The sequence below is a fragment of the Bartonella sp. OD88NMGDW genome, from assembly GCF_042193775.1.
Taxonomy (GTDB): Bacteria; Pseudomonadota; Alphaproteobacteria; order Rhizobiales; family Rhizobiaceae; genus Bartonella; species Bartonella grahamii.
Window position 1 is genome coordinate 169638 of the sequence record NZ_JBHIMA010000003.1, and the last position, 20556, is coordinate 190193.

The 20556-nt window shown below is 38.7% G+C and carries 22 protein-coding genes and 2 pseudogenes; 15 read left to right on the top strand and 9 right to left on the bottom strand.

The features are described 5' to 3' along the window. Positions 1–81: 81 nt before the first annotated feature. Positions 82–285, top strand: a pseudogene (gene groEL, locus ACFIJR_RS03730) (chaperonin GroEL); the annotation flags it as partial. A gap of 1939 nt (positions 286–2224) precedes the next feature. Here groEL and ACFIJR_RS03735 read toward each other — a convergent pair. From ACFIJR_RS03735 to ACFIJR_RS03750, 4 genes are read right to left on the bottom strand one after another with little or no spacing between them, the layout of a single operon-like run. Next, positions 2225–2437 carry a hypothetical protein gene (locus tag ACFIJR_RS03735; RefSeq protein ID WP_375625312.1) on the bottom strand — a complete coding sequence of 71 codons (213 nt, stop codon included), beginning with the start codon at positions 2435–2437 and terminating at the stop codon, positions 2225–2227. Continuing rightward, positions 2430–2642 (bottom strand): hypothetical protein, encoded by a 213-nt coding sequence (locus tag ACFIJR_RS03740; protein ID WP_375653633.1) that lies wholly within the window; start codon positions 2640–2642, stop codon positions 2430–2432. Before ACFIJR_RS03740 ends, ACFIJR_RS03735 begins: the two co-directional genes overlap by 8 nt. Next, positions 2566–2802: a hypothetical protein gene (locus ACFIJR_RS03745; RefSeq protein ID WP_375653635.1), complete on the bottom strand. Its 237-nt coding sequence runs from the start codon at positions 2800–2802 to the stop codon at positions 2566–2568. Before ACFIJR_RS03745 ends, ACFIJR_RS03740 begins: the two co-directional genes overlap by 77 nt. Next, positions 2799–3461: a lysozyme gene (locus ACFIJR_RS03750; protein WP_375626452.1), complete on the bottom strand. Its 663-nt coding sequence runs from the start codon at positions 3459–3461 to the stop codon at positions 2799–2801. The genes ACFIJR_RS03745 and ACFIJR_RS03750 overlap by 4 nt, the downstream gene beginning before the upstream one ends. 366 nt (positions 3462–3827) lie before the next feature. On the opposite strand from ACFIJR_RS03750, the gene ACFIJR_RS03755 reads away from it, so the two are divergent. After that, on the top strand, positions 3828–4004 hold the full coding sequence (locus tag ACFIJR_RS03755; protein WP_375626450.1) for a hypothetical protein: 177 nt from the start codon (positions 3828–3830) through the stop codon (positions 4002–4004). Positions 4005–4217: 213 nt separating this feature from the next. Here the strand turns inward: ACFIJR_RS03755 and ACFIJR_RS03760 are convergent. Together ACFIJR_RS03760 and ACFIJR_RS03765 are read right to left on the bottom strand one after the other, a co-directional pair. Beyond that, positions 4218–5148: pseudogene (locus ACFIJR_RS03760) on the bottom strand (YopJ/AvrA family T3SS effector serine/threonine acetyltransferase). Between the two features lie 392 nt (positions 5149–5540). Further along, positions 5541–6485, bottom strand: a complete 945-nt coding sequence (locus ACFIJR_RS03765; protein ID WP_375625316.1) for a YopJ/AvrA family T3SS effector serine/threonine acetyltransferase — start codon at positions 6483–6485, stop codon at positions 5541–5543. Positions 6486–7405: 920 nt separating this feature from the next. On the opposite strand from ACFIJR_RS03765, the gene ACFIJR_RS03770 reads away from it, so the two are divergent. Then, positions 7406–7585, top strand: coding sequence for a hypothetical protein (locus ACFIJR_RS03770; RefSeq protein WP_375653636.1), 180 nt, complete (start codon positions 7406–7408; stop codon positions 7583–7585). Positions 7586–8196: 611 nt separating this feature from the next. On the opposite strand, the gene ACFIJR_RS03775 is transcribed toward ACFIJR_RS03770, so the two are convergent. Then, a complete protein-coding gene (locus tag ACFIJR_RS03775) occupies positions 8197–8766 on the bottom strand; it encodes a hypothetical protein (RefSeq protein ID WP_375653637.1) in 570 nt (189 codons plus the stop codon). A gap of 1008 nt (positions 8767–9774) precedes the next feature. On the opposite strand from ACFIJR_RS03775, the gene ACFIJR_RS03780 reads away from it, so the two are divergent. From ACFIJR_RS03780 to ACFIJR_RS03835, 12 genes are all read left to right on the top strand, one after another. Next, the gene (locus tag ACFIJR_RS03780; protein ID WP_273788516.1) at positions 9775–9978 is read left to right on the top strand and encodes a hypothetical protein; all 204 of its coding nucleotides are present in this window, start codon (positions 9775–9777) and stop codon (positions 9976–9978) included. A gap of 980 nt (positions 9979–10958) precedes the next feature. After that, complete coding sequence (locus ACFIJR_RS03785) at positions 10959–11489, top strand: hypothetical protein (RefSeq protein ID WP_375653639.1); 531 nt, start codon at positions 10959–10961, stop codon at positions 11487–11489. Further along, the gene (locus tag ACFIJR_RS03790) at positions 11486–12037 is read left to right on the top strand and encodes a hypothetical protein (RefSeq protein ID WP_375626443.1); all 552 of its coding nucleotides are present in this window, start codon (positions 11486–11488) and stop codon (positions 12035–12037) included. The genes ACFIJR_RS03785 and ACFIJR_RS03790 overlap by 4 nt, the downstream gene beginning before the upstream one ends. A 57-nt stretch (positions 12038–12094) precedes the next feature. Continuing rightward, positions 12095–12652: a hypothetical protein gene (locus tag ACFIJR_RS03795; RefSeq protein WP_375653640.1), complete on the top strand. Its 558-nt coding sequence runs from the start codon at positions 12095–12097 to the stop codon at positions 12650–12652. Between the two features lie 199 nt (positions 12653–12851). Continuing rightward, positions 12852–13184, top strand: coding sequence for a hypothetical protein (locus ACFIJR_RS03800; protein ID WP_375626439.1), 333 nt, complete (start codon positions 12852–12854; stop codon positions 13182–13184). A gap of 550 nt (positions 13185–13734) precedes the next feature. Then, a complete protein-coding gene (locus ACFIJR_RS03805) occupies positions 13735–13899 on the top strand; it encodes a hypothetical protein (protein WP_375653641.1) in 165 nt (54 codons plus the stop codon). Between the two features lie 326 nt (positions 13900–14225). Then, positions 14226–14462: a hypothetical protein gene (locus tag ACFIJR_RS03810; RefSeq protein ID WP_375653643.1), complete on the top strand. Its 237-nt coding sequence runs from the start codon at positions 14226–14228 to the stop codon at positions 14460–14462. Positions 14463–14680: 218 nt separating this feature from the next. Next, positions 14681–15037 carry a hypothetical protein gene (locus ACFIJR_RS03815; RefSeq protein ID WP_375626436.1) on the top strand — a complete coding sequence of 119 codons (357 nt, stop codon included), beginning with the start codon at positions 14681–14683 and terminating at the stop codon, positions 15035–15037. 14 nt (positions 15038–15051) lie between these two features. Further along, positions 15052–16212: a DUF6990 domain-containing protein gene (locus tag ACFIJR_RS03820; protein ID WP_375653644.1), complete on the top strand. Its 1161-nt coding sequence runs from the start codon at positions 15052–15054 to the stop codon at positions 16210–16212. Positions 16213–16301: 89 nt separating this feature from the next. Beyond that, positions 16302–16676, top strand: a complete 375-nt coding sequence (locus ACFIJR_RS03825; protein ID WP_375653645.1) for a hypothetical protein — start codon at positions 16302–16304, stop codon at positions 16674–16676. 10 nt (positions 16677–16686) lie between these two features. Then, positions 16687–17259: a hypothetical protein gene (locus ACFIJR_RS03830; RefSeq protein WP_375653647.1), complete on the top strand. Its 573-nt coding sequence runs from the start codon at positions 16687–16689 to the stop codon at positions 17257–17259. 654 nt (positions 17260–17913) lie between these two features. After that, the gene (locus ACFIJR_RS03835) at positions 17914–18054 is read left to right on the top strand and encodes a hypothetical protein (protein ID WP_375653648.1); all 141 of its coding nucleotides are present in this window, start codon (positions 17914–17916) and stop codon (positions 18052–18054) included. Between the two features lie 968 nt (positions 18055–19022). Here ACFIJR_RS03835 and ACFIJR_RS03840 read toward each other — a convergent pair. Together ACFIJR_RS03840 and ACFIJR_RS03845 are read right to left on the bottom strand one after the other, a co-directional pair. Beyond that, positions 19023–19538: a short-chain dehydrogenase gene (locus ACFIJR_RS03840; RefSeq protein ID WP_375625331.1), complete on the bottom strand. Its 516-nt coding sequence runs from the start codon at positions 19536–19538 to the stop codon at positions 19023–19025. Positions 19539–19556: 18 nt separating this feature from the next. After that, positions 19557–20120: an NADPH-dependent FMN reductase gene (locus ACFIJR_RS03845; RefSeq protein WP_375626426.1), complete on the bottom strand. Its 564-nt coding sequence runs from the start codon at positions 20118–20120 to the stop codon at positions 19557–19559. Positions 20121–20556 lie beyond the last annotated feature (436 nt).

Sequence of the window (20556 nt, forward strand, 5' to 3'; positions counted from 1 at the left end):
TTCTAAGCTCTTATTCCATAGAAGTAATAAAGAAACGGGCCTTCTGTGCCCGTTTTTTTTAATGCTTTTTCACGTTTTGCAACCGGTGAATTTGGTGATTTGATTGCTTTCAAGAATTGTTGATCCAGTGAAAGTTTTTGCGTTCTGCTCTCCAGAATGCGGCTTCAATTGCTAGCCTTCTGATTACAACAGAAGCAATGGTTGCTGAAGTTCCAAAGAAAGATACACCAATGCCTCCAATGCTTAGGTGGCGGAATGGGTGGAATGGGCGGAATGGATTTCTAAGCTCTTATTCCATAGAAGTAATAAAGAAACGGGCCTTCTGTGCCCGTTTTTTTTAATGCTTTTTCACGTTTCGTACAGTTCTTCCTTTTATGATAGTGATCTTATAGCATTTTGTTATTTTTCATTGGTTGATGTATCGCTATTGTGAATAGATCTCTCTCTTTATTCATGACTTTTTCTCTTGCATTTATGAGATGTTTTTATTGTGCGGGGATCGTGGTTTCTTTTGAAAATATTTTAGTGATAAAAATATAACTATTTGATTTATAGTCATTTATTCCTAATACAGTTCTATTTTTTCATTTTAAGTTTATGCATGCACCATTAAAAAAATCCTGTGTTTGCGCTTTAGAAGGGCGAATGGTTTTTATGAACTAACGCAAGAGTTTGTATTCATTGAAAGTTGAAGAGAGAAAGTTGGACAGAGCATGTTGGGTCTTGTTTGTTTTTTTTATGAATAAGATGTTGGTATTTCAAGCTTTTGTATGAAAAAATAAGGGTTTTCTCTGTTAAAGGGCTTTTGTATACTGGGACAAGCATATCTCTGTTTGGTTAATCTCTGCAATAGAAAGACAGCCTCATTGAGAAAGAATGTAAAGGTATATAAGCACGCGTCTTGTCATCATCTTTTTGCTTTATGACTTTTAAAGGTATTTATAGTAATATCTTATTAAATAATGAAGATGATGCCTCAAACTTTTGTTGCTTGCGTATCTTTTTTTTGTGAAATCCCTCACGTAAAATAGAAAAGCCGCAAATATATTTGTCTCCAAATATATATTTTTGCATATTGACATGTTTTTAAGAGACATCTTGCTTGTCACACCGATTTCGCAATGGATTTGTGAATGGTATAAGGGCAAAGTTCTCATGAAGTGCATAAAACTATAGGGCACGATCATCTTTACGCTTAATAAAAGAATACGCTTGCGTTATCATATACTTTTCCAGCTCTCAATGTTATGACAAGCCGTTGGTCCGTGAGACGGTGAGGCGTGCCTTGCTTGTATAGTTTTGACCCATACACTGTAATGTGCAAGCGACATAGTTTGGATTATTTTAAAAGGAAACAGGTTGGGAAATGAGAAAATCCTGCGATATGCAGGGCTTTAATTCAAGTTGAAGAGTGCTTAATGATAATTATAAATCAATGTGATGTGGTTTTACGGTTTTCAAGAGCATTGCATTCTTGCAAATAATGATAATCATGTATTGCTTCATATTTTTTAATGGGTTTTAATGGAACAACGCTTTTATTGATCAGAATTATTCATTGTTTTGTATGTTGAATAAGAGATTTTTATTGCGGTGGATTTTTTCATTTCAATTCTTTCTTATGTTGAAACAATCGCAATCGTTTTCTTATACCTCACAAGTGGAGAGAGCTAGGGTGAAATACTGAAAGAAAATAAAAATGCCTCTCATGAATATTTTCAAATAGTCAGTTTTTTTATAAACAGAGTTTTTATAAACAGAGGCGGTATAAATATTGGGGATTTATGCGTAGGGAGGTGTCTGATTGCTCTTTTTTTTAAAGTGTAAAGATAAGGGGATTTTAGGCAAGTTAATACTTTTTGCGTTGTTTACTTATGCAATTATTAAAAAAATATCTCTAAATATTTTTAAATTTTTTCGCGATGGTATCTTCCCGATGGGATTTGTGAAGAGTATAAAATATTTTTTAGTATCAATAGGTTATTTTAGAAAATGTGCGTTGGTATGATCCTTTTCTTATGTTAGTAAAGTTGTTGACTCACGCGTTTGTTAAAAATCTCTCTTCATGCTCCTAAATTCATTTCATGAAAGCGTTTTTGAAGAGTGTGTAAAAATTTCCCATGAGACGTGAAAAATCATCAATAAAATCTCCGTGTTTTCAAAAAATAACGAATGGCTTTTTATTTAAAAAAAGATTTAACACGTCTCATGTTTTTTATTTATTTTAGAGCTGAATATTCGATTTTTGTGTAAAAATACTTGCTAACGCATCTATGATACGTGAGAAATCAAGCGCTAATAGGAAAATGATAAATATAATCCACTTCGTATAACGTGACATCATTTTTACACTTTTATAAGTTGTGATGATTTCTTGTAGGATTTCTTTTTCCTTTTCTGTAAGCTCTGTTTGTTTTTCTGTTTTTTTTCTAGCCATGTTTCCACCCACACAAGCCTTCCCCTTGTTTGTTATGCTTTAAAATATCTCTTGCGAGATTTGAACTGATGGTATTGAGATCTTTTTTGTCTAAATAAATGGGCATCCAACCAACGCAAGAAAAAGGCTCATTTATTGTTTTTATCGCGCAACCAGTAAGTAAGAGCAGCGCGTACATCAGCATCATTTTTTTGATTAATTTCATTCTCCACCTCTAGCCGTGTTATTGATGACTTTAGCGTTTTTTCTATTTGCTTTTGTTGTTCAATCTTTTTTCCAAGAGTGAAAGCTTTTGCTAAAGCGATAAAAAAAGCGGTCAGAGCCGCTCCTGTTATCATCAGATTTTTTTTCATCCACCACATCATAAGCGCTGCTCCCGAAACCGTTTTGCCACAAAGAAGATGCCTGCACAGGCGGCTAAAACCATAATGGCTGCCAATGCCCATTGGATGGGACCATTGCCTGCCAATAAGCCTCCAAGTCCAGAAAAAGAACCAATAATCGGTGTAAGCGCTTCTGCTTTGAAAAATCCCATTGGTGCTTGCGTTTCTACGGTTTGGTAGTTGGGAGAAACATAAGCACCTTTTGCCCATAATCCTGCTTCGGCTGCACGACGGTGCACTAGACCGTGAAGACGCTTTCCTCCTGCTTTGGTCCACTTTTGTAATTCAGCAGGGACGGCTTCATATTCGCCGTTATTGAGTTTTTTGAGCAGGGTCGAATTACAAAAAGCCGAAGCTCCTATATTATAGCAAAACGATACGAGCGCAGCGAATTGTTCATCCGTTAAGGAAACCGTCACATTTGTTTCAACGGTATTTTCAAATTGTCTTAAATCTTGAGAAAGAACTTCTTCTGCTTGCTTTTCAGTAATGATCATGCCTTTGTGAACGAACGGTTTTCCAGCAGCGCTGATATGTCCATAGCCGATTGTCCACACCCCGATGGCATCTTTATAGGCGTTCAAACGCAATCCTTCCCATTGTTTAATGAGTGCAAGCCCTGCTGATGATATTTTTCTCATTTGCTTCTCCATAAAATAAAGCCTCACTTTAAAGTGAGGCTGGTCGACACATTAAAAGTGAAATTTTTCACTCTGCAAAAACAGAAGAGACGTGAAAATTTAATGAAATCAAAAGGTTAGTTGTAGCATCTTAAGGGAATGAGGTCATGGTTGTCCAAGTGGGATAATGGTTGGGCTGGTGTTTTCCGTTGAGAGATGTTGTTGGTTTTGAGACTTGGTGCTGTTGATGTACGCAATGGCATTACGGTGGCATTACGGTTGTGTTAGCGGTGGCATGAGAAGTGAGGTTGGAGGGGTGACATATATGTTGGTGAATGGAATTCTTAGAAGGCATTGTTGGCGCGGCAGGGGTTGGAGGGTTGCACAATGATTTGTGTTAGCATTGGTGTTGGTGATTGCGGTTGTTTTGGCGGTGGTTGTGAGGGGGGAGAGATGGAGAGAACGGATGGTGTGATTGTGGGGGACAGAGAGTGGCTGTTTGCGGTTGTTTTGGCAAGTGGTACTGATGTGGAGGCGCTTGAGATAAAAGTGGACAACTCTTAGAAAAAAGCTACAGGAGGAGGCGGGTGCTTTTACTTAACATCCAAAATCCTAAAATATTTTATGTATTCAGCTTTTTGTCTTTAAGAGGTCACGTTGCTTGCTGTTTAACTCTTTAATTGCTTACAAACGGAAAAAAAGATTTGCTAACAGCAATTTATACCCCACCGTCAAGCAGCAGAGCCTCGTTCTTTATGGATATGGAAAAAAACTCAATTACATCATCAAAGATTTGTATTCAGTGAGCCTTTTTTGGGTGGGAGGAAACAGAAACAGTTTTTCCTTCTGTTGTTCTTAAGTTTTTTTCAAATCTCTCTCTCAGAGTTTCACCTTTTTTGTTTACTGTTTCATGTTCAGCATCCGGATTGGCTTTTAAATATTGTTCTAGACGTTTTCTTCCTTGCGCATGTTTGTATAAACTAATGGGAAGATAGGAATCTAACTTTTCAGCAGATAAAGATGAATTTTGTTCACATAATACACCCTTAACATTATCTTTGTGCAATCTTGCTAATTTATCAGATTCAAGATGAAGCTTTTTGGCGAGGCTTAAGCTGAACATCCCACATTCAGAAGAGCTTCGCTGAATATCCATTTCTGCCGTGGTAAAAGAATAAGGAGGCAGTTGAAGACATTGAAGGGTTTGATTTATTTTTATCCCTAGTTTGCAAGCAGTGATATTCTGAAATGTTGTAGGTTCAAGCATAATCAAAGAGATTTTGTCATCAACTTTTTGATAATCAAGGACTGCAAAGTGGATTTTGCTTCCCGAATTTACTATAAATCGAGCAGATTTTGCGTCGCTCTCAACGACTTCTTTTAGTGCGTGTGAAAACTCTTCTGCTGTAAGAGCCAATTTGAGATTCATTGCTGGATATTTGCTGTTTGCTTTTTCTACGAGAGCCGGCATCAATCTAATATCTATGTTTTCATAATAAGAGTTAATCCAACGGCCGGTGACGAGATCATCTTCTAAGTCTGTAATAATAGCTTTCAACTTTTCCTGACTCAAGGTGCTCTCTTCTTTTTGAGGAGCGTTGAGTTGTTCTAAACGGGCAATAAGGCTTTCTAAGGATTCATTTTCGATGTTACTTTCTGCTATTTGTGAGGCATGAGCGGCAGTATCTTTTGAATTTTGTGGCTTCATAATATGAACCTCCGTGGTTATAATCGGGAGGCAATATTATTTTTTATATTTTGACCAAATAATGTTTTGAAAAAGAACCTTTATTTCTTGAAGATTAAGGAAAAAATCATTTTTCAGCTGCTTTATAAGAAAGTGCGGGCTGGTCTTTTCAAAACTTGCGTGTTTTATGTTTGTTCAAAGTTTTAAAATACGGGCTTTAAAATGGGCTACTTTTAATAGAATATTATTGTTTTGCCTTTTGTTTGAAGAGGTAATTGCTCACTTTTTGCATTGTTACTTCTTTCAAAGGGAAAAGAAGATTGGCTAATAGCATTTATATCTTACCGTAAAGCCGCAGGGCTTCATTCTTTGTGGATGTGGAATACGGATATGGCTAAAACACTCATTACATCTTACATCATCAGAGATTTGTATTCCGTCGCTCTTTTTCTATGTTGTGAAACAGAAACAGTTTTTCCTTCTGCTGAACTTAAGCTTCTTTCAAATCTCTCTCTCAGAGTTTCGCCTTTTTTGTTTACTGTTTCATGTTCCGCATCCGGATTGGCTTTTAGATATTCCCCAAGACGTCTTCTTCCTTGCACGTGTTTATAAAAAGTGGTTGGAAGATATGTATCTAACTTTTCAGCAGATAAAGGCGTATCTGGTTCACATAACACACCCTTAATATTATCTTTGTGCAGTCGTTCTAATTTTTGAGCTTCCGAATAAAGCTTTTTGGCAAGGCTTAAGCTGAACATTCCACATTCAGAAGAGCTTCGCTGAATGTCCATTTCTGCCATGGCAAAAGAACAGTTAGACAATTCATGCGCTTTAAGGGCCAGTTGTGTCCTTAATGCTAGCACTGCTGATCTCATATTGTTAAGTGTTGTAGGTTCAAAAAATATCACGGACGTTTTGTCATCGATGGTTTGATGATCAATCACTGAAAAATGAATTCCTCTATCCTTTGTGTGAATGATAAATCTAGAAGATTGAATGCCGTTTTCGATGGCTTCTTTTAGTGCAAGGGCAAAGTCGTGAGATGACGCTACCAATTGAAGGCGCATTTCAGGATATTTACGATTTGCTTGTTCCACTAAGGCTGGCATCAGTTTAAGATCTATGCTTGCATAATCAGTTGTAAACCAACGATCCGTTGAGATGTCTTCTTCTAAACGAGCAATGATATTTTTTAATTCCTCATGATTGAACGGGACATTTCCTTCTTTTTCGCTGCTTTGTTGTTCTGAATGTGCAGCAAGATTGTCTAATGATGCAGTTGCACGCGCCCCTTCTGGTGCATTTGCCCTTCCTTGTGTTTGTGAGGAATAAGGGAGAGAAGAATCTTGTGGCTTCATAATATTAGCTTCCATATTGATAATCAATGGATGACATTATGTTCTTCAATTCTGGCTAAACAATGTTTTGAAAAAAAGCCTTCGCATCTTGAAAAATGAGGCGATGAAAGCATATCCTGGTCGTTTTCATATTTTATATTCGTGTAGTGCTCATCATTTCTGTGATGTGTTGTATCCGTATTTTTATTGGGGTATTGTATTAGGGCGTTCTATTGGGAGCCCTTATTGGATACGGCTTGTTTTGAAAATCTCAAAATTATAGGGCTGTTGGTGATGCAAATTGGATGATGCAGAAGAAAAACAGTCAGAGAAAGACGAAAGATACCTTTAAACAAGAGACTTTTAAAGATTATAGCGAAACACACCGTTTGATAACAGTCTATAATAATGCAAAAATTCTCTGATGAAATCTGGGCGCAAAAAATCCCTTACCGCACCTATCATTAAATACGATTTTTCATATTCTGTCAACAGCAAAACGATTATTTTCCCTTTTTTATTGCGGCAAAAAACATTCTCTCCTTTGATAAAGGAGGGGGAAAGGTGAAGGGAGAGGGAAGAATTGTGGTTTTGAAATCCGTGGTATTTTATTGATGGAATTAGGAAGGCGATGGTTGGAAGATGTTACGGGGGCAAAGCTTAGGTGTTGCGCAGGGGATTTCCCGTGGGGGATGACTTAAATGGGGGCTCGTGGGTGGTTAGAGGTGTGATGGCTCTTCGAATGGCTATAGGGGGCTCTAAAGGTTTCTGTATAAAGATGTATTGATTACCATAAATGCTTTTCCTTCTTTGAAAAAGGAGGGAGCAAGGTGAAGGGAGAGAAGAGAATTGTGGTTTTGAAATCCGTGGTATTTTATTGATGGAATTAGGAAGGCGATGGTTGGAAGGTTTTGCGGGGGTAAAGCTTAGGTGTCGCGATTGTGTTGGCGATTGGGGCTATGCTGGCTGTCGTATTAGCGGTGGCATGGTGGGTGGATGGTTACCGGTATAAGTTGTTGATGATGGAGGAGATTGTTGGTGGGGGCTTTTTCTTTCGTTTAAGGGATGATGCTTTTAATTTTGTAAAAAATCAATGGGGTGTTTTAATGGTAACATATTGATTTATAATGATGTTTTAGTCGTTATTGATCTTGAATGAGAAATCTAGATTATGCTGCAATCAAAGCCATGTCTCTTGTCTGTCATAAGATCAGGAAAGCTGTGTAGAATTGTACAAGAAAAGACGCACAATGACGATAATGAATTGTCTCAAGAGCTAAGGATATCGCGATATTGGGGGAAAATTGGATGATGAGGGCTGTTTGTTACAATAGGGGTAATGGGGAGGGGGTGTAATAGGGAGGGGAGGGTGATGGGGAGAAGGTTGCTGTATGAAGAGGGGGAAATATTTATCTTGTCCATGTCGTGAAATATGTCGTGAAATATTGTCCTTTGAGGCATGGGTAGATATATCGTTTGAGGTATGGTGATAAGTCTCTTTGACAGGTTGAAGCGTTTTTTAAGGGCTTGGTGGATATTTTAAAGCTTATTTGTTGTGTGCTTTAAGCTCGTCAATCCCATGAATTCTATGAAAGGGCAAGTCCAGTGGATCTCAAGTGTAACTTGTCAAGAAGGATTGTCTCTTTATAACGGAGCTGGTTACAAAGAGGCATGTTACAAAGGAGGGTTTTAGAATCTTTATCCTGTGAGGGAGAGAAAACGATGGGTGTTTTTAGCCAATGATCTTTTTGCTAGAACAGTCAAAATGTTTATAAAGGGCATCAAGAATAATACGCAACGAACCAACAAGATTAGGCAGCGGTTGATCTTCTATAACAAGATATTGTAATGCCGCATGAAAGTTGTGTTGACGATGCAAATATTGTGCTTCTTTAATCGCTTCTTGCATATCTTCATAGCAATTCGTTGCTCTTTGAACCCATTGCTTTTTTGTTGTCTCATCTGATGCGCTGTGCGTAAAACCATCATAATAGCCGTTTGGTAAACCTTTTGCACATAAATAGTCGTTTCTGATTTGCAAGTATCTTTGCGCCGTGTCATATTGCTCCTTACTGATGCCTGATGAATCCCCTTTATAGCCAAGCAAACAAAGACGCCCAATATAGGTTCCAACAAGTGGATTTTTCGCTTCTTCAAGGCTTAAACCAAAGTGTTTTGCACGCATTTCAATCGCAGATTGAAGCGCAGATTCGCTGGGGCTTTGGGCACGTGAAATACGGCCATTGGGCTCTCTGAGTTTGCCTGTTATTCTCGGTCTACCGCGTTTTTTACGTATTTTCATGAACTTAACCATTTAAATGAAAAATAAACTGTCTGTTGATGGGGGACAGTGATGTAAAAAGCACTTTGAGCAAATACTAGGGGGAGCAAATACTGTGGGAATATGAGCCGTTGCAGATCAAAGGAGAAACGGATACTAAAGGCGTCTTTCAGCACAAAGAACAGCAACGGTGTGGGGCGAAAAAATCATCTTTAAGGTGTTTTTTACCATTTTTATCTTATCCCTATCAGTCTTATTTCTCGCTCCTATCATGCTTATTTTTTCATGGATAGCGGGTTATTTGCTTTCTAAAGATTTCTCAACCTTTCTGGAACAGTTGAAAATAAACTTTTGTCACATGTGAATAAATAAACAAGAATGATGTTTTATGGGTATGTCGTTATCTTTCTAATAGGAAGTCTTTTCTAGTAGGATTATTTGCTTTCTTTCTCATGAGCGCTTCGTGGAAACTTTTCAGTTTTACCTTTGAAAAGTCATTGTTTTTATTATCCGTGGATTTTTATCATCCGTTGAGCTTTGTTATTGGGAGGTATATTGGGGTTTTCTTATTGGGCGCTGTACCAAGATGTCTGATGTAGATTAAGCTGCAAAATATATCTTTATCTTTTATAGAGGATTTTATCTTTTTTTGAGCGACACAGAGCTTAAAAAACAAACTTTTCAATGTGCTTATAATAGCATAAGATCCTTATATTTTCAAATAAAATATGGTTCATCAGTTCAAAATAACAAAATAAACTGTGGAGGATCAAGCAATTTACGGTAATCTTTTATAGAGGATAAAATTTTTTCATTTTGCTGTTTTAATGGATTTCATAAAAAAGGGAGGTGGTCACTTAAATGGTTAAATGACGGGATGCAATATCCAAAGAAGCTTTATAAGCGGCAGGTAGCTTGATAAAAGAGGCGTTTATTAAGAAATGCTTTTATAAAGGTGGGGGCTATGAGGTGTAAGACATTTCTTTTTTAATTTTAAAATAGGGGCTTTTTGAATCAAGAAATTTTAAAATGAGAATTGAAAAATTGCAAAGCTGCTGTGGGCGCATTTTAGATAATCGGTTGTTTGGTTTGGTCTGTGGGGCGTGCTTATTGCTTCACGCTTTTGTTTATCGCGTTCTTGTTTCTCACATTCTAGGGGCACATCTCTTACGTCATACACAATGCCTCAAACGGAATATACTTATTGCGGCATATTCACGCGCTTGTTTTTAAGAGACATCTCTTACATGTGCTCGAGCCCATTTCACGACGGTGGCTCAAGAAGGGCATCTATGGTAAAGCTTTCATGATAATATAACTTTATTAAGGATCATCATTTTTAGGATTCATAAAAGCGTAAGCTGGTATCATCGCATATTTTGCCAATCCCCAATATGTATTACAAGCTCTTGGCATTTGAGACGGTTTATAAGAGGCATTTTCATTGTACAATTTCACTGCGCATGGCTCTCCCACTTTTTACGTACAAGCAAATAAATTTGATTGATTCAACAGGGGATAGATTTGAAATGAGAGAATCTTACAGCATTTTGGATGTGTTGATTATCAAGATACAAAGTGCTTGTGAAAATGTTTTTCATCTTGTTATGCCATAAAATACTGTCATTTGAGGCGGATATAGGAAGGTTTATGAGGCATTGTAACTTTTGACGCATTAAGTGTTAAAAATTAGGGTGCCAATGTTAAGGAAGGACTTTTGTTAAGGGAGAAGTTGTTCGTAGAGCGCTTTATGCAAGTGGAACCCATAAGTGCTCAGCAGGCGGAGTGCACTTAAGAGCAATGGGATTGTTGACAAACTGAGGTGGGTTTTAAAATCTTCATTCTTTGAGATGAGCAAGGAATATCATCATCCTTTGCTTTATATATACTCGGCTTCATTTAAGCGGTGAAAACACTGTCGTTTATGGTGGGCATGTCAGTTTTCCACATGAGATGTTTTTTAGATTAAATATTTGTTGGATTTTTGTAAAACGGTGTCTTTTAGGGTTTGTGTGATCGATAAAGAGAGGAAAAGGGGTGTTTGGGCTTGTAAGCGCGTCATGTATAAGCGCGTATAGGGTACGTGAATAAAATATTTATAGGGGATTATAGTGCTTGCTTTACTCTGAGAAGAGTGCTAAGCGAATTTACCGCGCTGGTGGCGTGCTATCAAATTTGAAGAGTGGGAATTTTAAAAGTGGGGGAGTATCCGTATGATCGAAGATAAATCACAACACCAATCTGCCCATGAGGGAAATAAGGCTTTTGTATCACAGTCAGTGTTGGATCAATCGGCAACTTTCAAAAAATGGATGATGCTTTCAACAGGCGATTACGTCATCATTTTGTGTTTGGCTATCCTCTTGTTGGTGCTTTTTTCCGCGACTGTCTATATGGAGCCTTTGGAATTTTTTCATGTTATATCCAAAGAACAGCTCCAAGCACTGGGACAAACGAAACAAAAAAGTTTTCAGGAAATAATTCAGGAGAGCCTTGCACATCCTTTTAAAAATCCTATCATCGAGCATTTGCTTGATGCGGGGTGGAATAGTGTTTGGGCTTTTTTATGTTTCTTACCGCAAATGATTTTTTGTTTTCTTTTTGGTTTTTTTCCGCTCTTTTTTGTCTTTAACGCCATATTTAAACGGGATGTGAAGGAAATGATGAAGCTGTGGGAAACCTTGCCAGAGCAGCAACAGCTAAACAACCAATCTCTGACAGAAGACTATAGGAGGGGAAAGTGACCGCTTCTTTAATCATTGGAATGTTGATCGCCGTAGGGACGGCAATTTTTATTTGTTCTGCAATTTTTATGGTATTCCTTTCTACCATGGTGACAATCGTTGCACTTTATTATTCGTTGATAAAACGGACAATCTTGTTATTGGTGACGCAGCGAAAATTAAAAAAAGGTGCAGCGCAGAATTTGAGGCATAATCAGGCAGAGGGTAGGGGACAGAATACAGTTCTTGCAACACAGTTCAGTGCCTTTTCTTTTCAAGAATCTTTGCTTCTCTCAAAAAAAGATTATTTTATGATCTTTTCTATCGCTTTCGTTATGGTTGCACTTTGCACAGGTGTTGTCGTTTTTTCAGCTTTTCTTCCAAAATCTGCAATTTTTTTGCACAATTACGTGCCTATTATAGTGCTTCACATTATTGATTTTGTCATGAAACTGCTGTTGTGGTTCTGGGTATGTATTGTTGTTTCTTTACCTGTCATTTTAATTCTCCATAGTTTCCTTCAGTATGGCGTGCAAGAAACAGTAAAGGAATTAGAAACATTTGTTTGAGCAGAGGATAAAAATGATGATTTCACATCAATGCGATAGGGAAAAAAAGGGAGCATTATGATGCAGCATTTGGCTTTTTTAGGGGGCATCGTTATTGCCATTTTAATGGTTATGGTCATTGTTAGGCTTCCTTACCTGTTGATCAAACATATCAGGTTATCTTTTAAACTCGCTCAAGGCTTGAAAAAGAGTACGACGCAACAAAAGCAAGCCGTACAACAATTGCGCAATGATCGGGGAGAAATGAAAAGACACAATCTCGTATTTAAGACCCTTGATGCGAAAATGCGCTTTCTTAACTTCAAAGAATCTCTGCCTTTTTCTTCAAAAGAATGTAAAATAATCTTTTTTATCCTTATTCTCTTTTCTGTTTTGCAATCTGCTTGCTCTATCGCAAATTTTGTATGGTGGAAAAATGATAGCGTTGCCTTTATTATACAGCTGTTGAGCCTTCTATGGTTAGGGATTTTTCTCTTTTCTCCGATCATTGGGATCATGTGCATAAAGTTAACGAGAAAATTGAACAAAATACTTCCACAATTGGAAGAAGCGATAAAACAAAGCGATCAGGCAATGCGTATGCAGAATGTGGAAGGGGGACAAAATGACGAGTAGTCTTATAACATTAATAGCCATTTCTTTCCTGTGTTTTACGCTTTTAAATGTTTTAATATGGGTGCCGATTTTTATCATTTATTACGTGTTTATCAAGCGTGCGCGGCTTTATTGTCGCGTGAAAAAGGAACTGAAATGTGTGCTTAATGAACGCGATATTGCCTTAAAACAGATCTCCCCAAAATAAAAAAGCAGCAGAATGTTTGATAAAAAACAGCTTTCTCTTGTTTGGCAAGACTATAAAAAAATATTTTATATTTCTACGGTCATAGTGACAGCTCCAATAGTTATAACGGTTGTCGTTCAGATATGGAGAGGAAGGGACTTTGTTTCTCTTGTTGTATTCGAGCCACTAGCATGGATGCTTGCCTGTGTTTTTTTATTCTTACCGATTGTTTTTATTATGCGTTTTATCGTGACACGTCAGTTGAAGAAAATGATAGGGCAATTGGAAGAAGAGGTTGAGCAGAAAAAAGCTCTCGTCATATTATACGATGTGAATGAGGGGAAAGTGAGCGAGGGGACAAAGTGAAGAAAGGCTTTTGTTTGAGTGGGGCTTTTGCTTGAGCGGGTGCGGTGACAAAGTGAAAGGATGCCATAAGCCTTGCCTTTGATATGTTCATTAAGAAGCATGGGGTACACTTCTCGTTTTGTGCTTTTTTTATATTTGTGCTGTGTTTTGAAAAGAATTGAGGCTTTTGCTTGAATGGGGCTCTTGCTTGAATGGGGCTTTTGCTTGAGCGGGGTTCTTGTTTGAGCGGGTGCGGGGGCAAAGTGAAAAGAGGCTTTTTTTGGGTTTTACTTGCTGTTGCTGTTTTCTTTAAGAGAGAAAATCTTGTAACTTATTTTCTTTTTATCAAGTATAAAAATGTGTCTTACCAAGCGATATTGAGAGCGAAAAATCTATATTAAAGCACAAGATGCGGCGGTGGTGTTTGGGGCAGAAAAATCCATTTTCTGAGAAAATGGAGAGGCAAGGCGCATAAAGAAGGCGTGCCAAAAGTCCAAGTTTTTGATCAAGACGTTTTGCTCCATGGAAAGTGCAATAGTGCTTTTAAAGAGCTTGGGGTGGAGGGGAGAAATTGAAAGAAAAGGGGGCATCTATTTATTTACGAGACCGCGAGGGGCAGTTTCTCTTTCTGGATGAAAAAGGTTTTGTGCAATTTGATTATGGAATTGTGGGAGGCGCTGGTATACATGCTGCAGCTTGCCAAAAATTAATCCTTATCATTTTGGGGCTTTGCTAGATTGACAACTGAGCTTTGAAGCAAAGGGGTGGATTTTAAGGCAAAGGAATTGAAAATTTTTGAGGAAAAGGTAAGCGCCCAGTGATTACACCGTGTGCTTGAGGACGCTTTAGATAAGGGCAATGACTGAGGTTGATCTGGGAATGAGGTTGATCTGGGAATGAGGTTGATCTTGGCCGCGTGTTTGGGCTTTCAATAGAGCACCATTCTTTGGGAAAAGAAAATTGTAGCCCCCCCCTCAGTTGACTTCTTATTTGCTGCGCACCCTTGGGGTTTTGGCATTGCTTGCTGATATTAACACTTGATAGCTTTCTCACAAAAGCTTTATGGAAGGTGAGAGGCTGGGCTTTGAAAAAATATCAAAAAAGTCCATTTGGGCGGCTTTTTGGGTGGTTCAAATCGTCATAAAGACAAAGCAACTTCGTTACGATTTTTTTGCATCAGTTGGCTTCTTCTTTGCAAAGAAGCTTATCTTCCTGAAAATAAAAAGAGCAGTGATTAGAATTTTAGAGCCTCAGACCCAAATTTGTGCAATAGAAGAAGATATTTGTATGAACATTTAATCGACGAGAAAAGAGAAGCCTTAGGACAACAGAGGATACACTGTGCGTGATAAAAACATGATGTTTGAAGGTAATGGAAAAAAATGCAACTCTGATATTGTCTTTATAAAAGATGAGGGATACAAGCGCTTGATATTGATGAACCCTCATTCATTGTGAGGACGAAAGCTTCGGTTCATGAAAATGGCTTAAAAATTGAAACAAATGAGGGATAAAAAATGAGGGGCAATGGAAAAAATGCATCATTGGACGAAGAGCCACGGTCGTTTTCGCTTGAAGAAGCGTTTTTGACAAGCAAAAATTATAAAGTCATCTTTTGCATTGCTTTCATTATTAGCGCTTTTAAAGTGGCACTCGTTATATTTTTTGAGTGGGATTTGACAGAGTGGTCGAATTATATTCTGTTCATTTTAACATTAATATTGGGTTTTATATCAACGCTTCTTTTTGTGCTTATTCCTGTTGCCTTTGTGGTCCGCATCATTTTTACGCGTTTGTTGAAAAAAAAGATCAAGCAGTTGGATCAAGAAATCTGGCAGCGGAGCAAAACCGCTTCTCAACAAAACAGCGCGTGAAGGGAGGGCAGAAAATGATAGATATTAAAATGATAGATATTATTGTTGTACTCTCGTGGGGTGTGGGCTTGACGCTTTTCACGCTGCTTTCTGCTGTGGTCACGATGTTCATTTGGGCATTGTATTATTCTACTTTCAAGCGGGTGAGACTGTATTGCCAAGTGACAAAAGAATTAAGCCGCGTGCTTGAACAACCTGTTGCTTTTGAGCCGTCTAGTGGAGCAACGCCGATGATTAAGCCGTTATCTGAGGAAAAAGAGTTTACAGAGTTTTCTCTTTCTGATGAGGAAATCCTAACGATGGAAAGTGCAACGGCGCTTTTAAAGAGTTTGGGGTGGAGGGTGGAAATTGAAGGAAAAGGGGATCATTTGGCCACCTATTATTTACCAGATCGTGAAGTGCAGTTTCTTTATAATGCTGAGAAGGGGTATCCGCGATTTGATTGTGCAATTGCGGTGGTTTCTGGTATCCATGCGGCGGCTTGCCAAACGATAGACCCTTATAATTCTGGAGGCTTGATTGCTCTCGAATTGAGTTTTGATGTGAAGGGGTTGGAAATTTTTGAAGAAAAGGTAAGTGCCCAGCATTTACGCTGTGCACTCGAGAAAGCTTTAGAAAAGGCAATGACAGAGGTTGATCTTGGCAATATGCTTCGCTCTCAATATCGTATCCTTCCTTGGGAAAACAAAGTTGTGGTCCCTCAGTTGGCTTCTTATTCGCTGCGCTATCTTGCAGCTTTGGCATTGTTGGGTGATGTTGAAACCTTACACGCTTATCACAAAAGCTTTCTGGAAGGTGAGAAACTGGGCTTTGAAACAAGCATCGAAGAGGAGCATCTGGAACGCGCGATGATAATCGCTAAGGCGGTAGAAAAGACAAAGCAACCCAGTTACGATTTGCTTCAACAGGCGGCAAAGGATTTTTCCATGGAGGTGGAGAGCTATGAATATTTTAGAGCCTCAGATCCTAGTTTGTGCAATAGAAGAAGAGATTCTTATGAAAAATTGATCGAGGAAAAAAGAGAAGAATTAAGACAACAGGGATATTTCGTTTACGAAAAGGACGCGATTTGTGAAGTTGATGGAAAAAACTATCGTCCTGATATTCTTTACATAAAGGATGGGGAGTTAGAATATATGGATGTAGAAATTAGGATTGATGAAAAAAATTATTGAGAGAAAATAAAGCGTTTAGATAAATTAAAAAGAGCTTAAACCTAAAAATAGAGCGTAAAAAGCGCGAAGTGTAAAAGCAGAGGGGATCAATGCAGGAGAAAAATGCGCCATTTGAAGAGTCTTTCTTTTCATTCAAAAAATTGACGGTGCCTTCAGTGGAAAGGCGTAAAGGGGTGGGGAGTTGTGAAATAATAGGGCGTTCCTTTTTCACTATGTTTTGCACATGTCTTATCATGATGGCTTTAGAAGTTCCTGCGGGTGCAAAATCTCTGGTACAGCCGTTGCAGTGGATAAGATGGGAAGGAATTGGTTCTTTTATTTTTCTCTTGCCGGTGTTGATTTGGTTTTGTCTTCTTACACCTCTTCCTATTTTGTGGGGGCTGCGCTCCGTTAAAGAGCGTAAATTGGAAAAAATAAAGCAAAAATTGGAAGAAGAAATAAAGCAGCAGGAGATTAATCAATGAGGTTATACGCATGAGGAGTGAGGCCGCGGTTTTTATTTTGTTTCTGCCAATTGGATGTTTTCTTCTAAATGCAGTTACAGTTTTTGCTATTTTTGTGAATATGATTATTGTGGCGCCTTATTATTCTTTAATCAAGCGTTTGAGGCTCTATTACAGAGTGAAAAAACAAAGACGTTTGATGAAAGAACAGCCGCAGCATTTTTGTTTCTTTGAAAAAAGCGGAAAAGGGAAAGAGAGAGTGCCGCAAAACTTAGCACTAGAAACACAGATAAGTTCTCATTCGTTAAAAAAATGGCTCGCTTTTTCACGCAAAGATTATATCCTCCACGCATGCCTCTCTTTCATTATTATGTTTTTCAAAGTTTATGTCTATGTGATTTTCTTTAAAGGGATCGATGAGATAGATGAGAGCAGATTTGAATATATTGCCATTCTCTTGTTTTTCTGGTTTTTTTTATCGGTATGTATTTTTGCAACGATTCCTGTTGTTGTGATCCTTCGTGAAATTTTAACTCATCGATTGAAAAAGAAGATTCAGCAATTGGAAGAAGTGACTGAAGCAACCCAATCAATCAATTTATAAAGAGAAGGGAATAAAATGCATTACGCAATGGCGGCAGCTTACACGCTGATTTTGATCATTCTGCTGGGGGGTATTTTTGATTTGTTCTTAACAATACCCATTGTGGCACTGTATATTTCTTTTATAAAGCGTTTGATATCGTATTACAAGGTTACGCGGCAATTAAATGCAGCGCTGAAAAAGCGTGTGTAGCCCTCATGTCATGGGGGGAGATGTGAGTTTTAGATCATGCCATTGCTTCACGGCTTGGGAGGAGGGCATGGATTATTTTTTTCATTTTATGCTGATCTCTGTTTGAAAAGGCTGATGTCAATGAATAGGCTTGTAGTATGCTGGGGCTGTTTATCGGCAGTTTGCTTTTTTTCTGTGAATTTACAAAATCGTAAAAACGTGTAACTGTAAAGGCGCAGATGTGTGGTTGGTGAAGAACCGTGAGGGTTGTGGGGCGGTTGGGATAAAGAGGGAGCCAATGGAGGGGCTGGATTGTAAAATGCGTCAAAATTGGAATGGGGAAATGGAGGGCGTTGGGTGAAAAGGGCTGGTGGCAAGTAATAGGCTGGTGATAGGCTTGTAGTATGCTGGGGCTGTTTATCGGCAGTTTTCTTTTTTTCTGTGAATTTACAAAATCGTAAAAACGTTAAACTGTAAAAGCGGGTGTGGTTGCTCAAAAGCCGTGAGGGTTTTGGGGCGGTTGAGGAGAAGAGGGTGCCAATGGAGGGGCTGGATTGTAAAATGCGTCAAAATTGGAATGGGGGAATGGAGGGGAGTTTGGTGAAAATGGCTGGTGGCAAGTAATAGGCTGGTGATAGGTTTCAATGGGGCTGTTTATCGGAAGTTTTCTTGCTTTCTGTGAATTTATAAAATCGTAAAAACGTGGAACTGTAAAGGCGCAGATGTGTGGTTGGTGAAAAGCCGTGAGGGTTTTGGGGCGGTTGGGGTAAAGAGGGTGCCAATGGAGGGGCTGGATTGTAAAATGCGTCATTGGAATGGGGAAATGGAGGGCGTTGGGTGAAAAGGGCTGGTGGCAAGTAATAGGCTGGTGATAGGTCAGTGATAGATTTGTGATAGGCTGGTGATAGGTTTCAATGGGGCTGTTTATCGGCAGTTTTCTTGCTTTCTGTGAATTTGCAAAATCGTAAAAACGTGGAACTGTAAAGGCGCAGATGTGTGGTTGGTGAAGAGCCGTGAGGGTTTTGGGGTGCTTGGGATAAAGAGGGTGCGAAGTACGTTGAAGTGTTTTTTTTAGGAGCGCATTGAAATTTCTTTAAAAAAGCTTGTCGAGTATAAGTCATGACGGGACGACTATGAGAGGGAAGTCAATTCGAACCTGCTAAAATTTGGACTGCTGAAAGAGAAGATTTTCGTGGGAACCTTACGTTGCGTAGAAACCATTGTTCCGTAGAAACTGTCGTTCTTGGAGGTGTGGGGAGAAAGGTCAGTTTTAAAATAGACAAAAAATTCTAAACACAATTTGCTGTTTTAAGCTTTATACTATGACGCCTTATAAGATTATGCTGTCTAAGTCGCGTGAGAAGAGAATAAGTCCGTGTGAATTTTATAAACCGTCAGAGGGGGATAAGTCCAGGGGTAAAAAACGTTTGGTTTTGGGGCTTTTGATATAAGGATACTGTTTGAGAGGCGTAAGGGAGGGGGATTGTTCGTTCGCAAAGCCTATGATGTAAAGAGTATGGGCTATTCAAGAGGGTGTTCGGGTATGGATAGAGATTGAAGGGCATGGCTTCTTTGAAAAGCATAGGTACTGATCATAAGTTTTGTTTATTCATATGGTTTTTTATGGCATCCAGTACCTGTTGGCTTATCTCCTGATGAGTCAGCCATCGTGAACCTTTTGGGGTTGTTTTTTGTCCTAATTGAATGGGGATAAAATCAACCTTGTTTTTGCGCGCGCATTCGAGGACCATTTGATCATGCGTGTTGGAACCAAAAATATGAAGAATACATGGCGGTTTAGGCAAAAGAGCTAACTGCTCAATTAATGCGCAAGAAAATGCATGGGCGGACGAATGAATCCATAATATGCAATATTTTAGATCATGCCATTGCTTCACAGCTTCTAAAAATTGCGCCTTTGATGCCGCACAATCATAATTCAATGGCACACACATATGCTGTTTTTGCAATGCCTCAAGCTGGACTTTATGGGAAAGAAAGCGTGCAGCAATAATCACTTCTTGCGGCTCAAGTGACTGACACAAAGGCGCAAGCATCCCTGTGCCCCCTACCACTAGATAACGATAGTGCGCATCCTTTTTTTTCAAGTCCCCTCCCTTATTGCTTTAAATCACACCACGGTGCTTTAAAAATGTACACATTTCATCAGCAAGCCTTTCACAACGTGTTTGTATCTCTTCACTGATAACTTTCCAAGTACGACCGTCATCATCTGAGGAAAAATCTTCGGGGGAAGAGGCGATTTGACATTGGAGTGCATAACCATAAAGCGTGCGCACCAACGGCAATAAATGTTCACACGGTTGTGCGCATTTTTTGGCGGTACTTCCATGAGAGATAAGCCCAACAGGTTTATTTAAAAAGGCATTATAGCTCAAATTATCAAGAGCATTTTTTAAAACACCCGAATAAGACCCTTGATAAACGGGGCTTGCTAGAATAACGCCATCAGCCGCTGCAATGGTTTTTACAAACTCACGAACCGCAGCACTTGGATTAGCCTCTACCTGCTGATGATAATCTGGATCTGTTATCGGCAACGGTTGTTCACGCAAATCAACCCAATGAAGTGATGCACCCCGCTTCATGAGGCAATCTGCTAAATAACTGGCTAAAGTTCGTGTTAATGAAGGTTGACGCACAGACCCCAAAATAATTGCTATATTCAATAGGATTTTCCTTTATCTTTTCCAGACAAGCCTATAACGCAAGGCTTATAAAGAATTGTGAGTAAAATGAAGCGATCATTATGCTGTCCATAGAGAGCAATTGTGATGATACCGCATAGTTATAGAATCAATCCATGCTAACAAGATTGTTGACAAAACAACACCTCAAACTTGAAGAGAATGTTAGTGCTTTCATTAATATTAAAACGCGTGATCTCAAAAATAGTGGCTGTCTCACTGTGTTAGAAGCGTTTTTATGAATATATTCTGAGCTATTGGCTTGCAAGATCCCCAATGAAAAATGGAAGATATCGTCATATTTTGATTTATAATGATCATTGATCCTTTTTAATTGGAATAAGAGAGTTGTAAGATTTTCTCATTTCAAATGCTCTTATTGCGCGATCATTTGCGCATCAATGGAAGTGACTTTTTT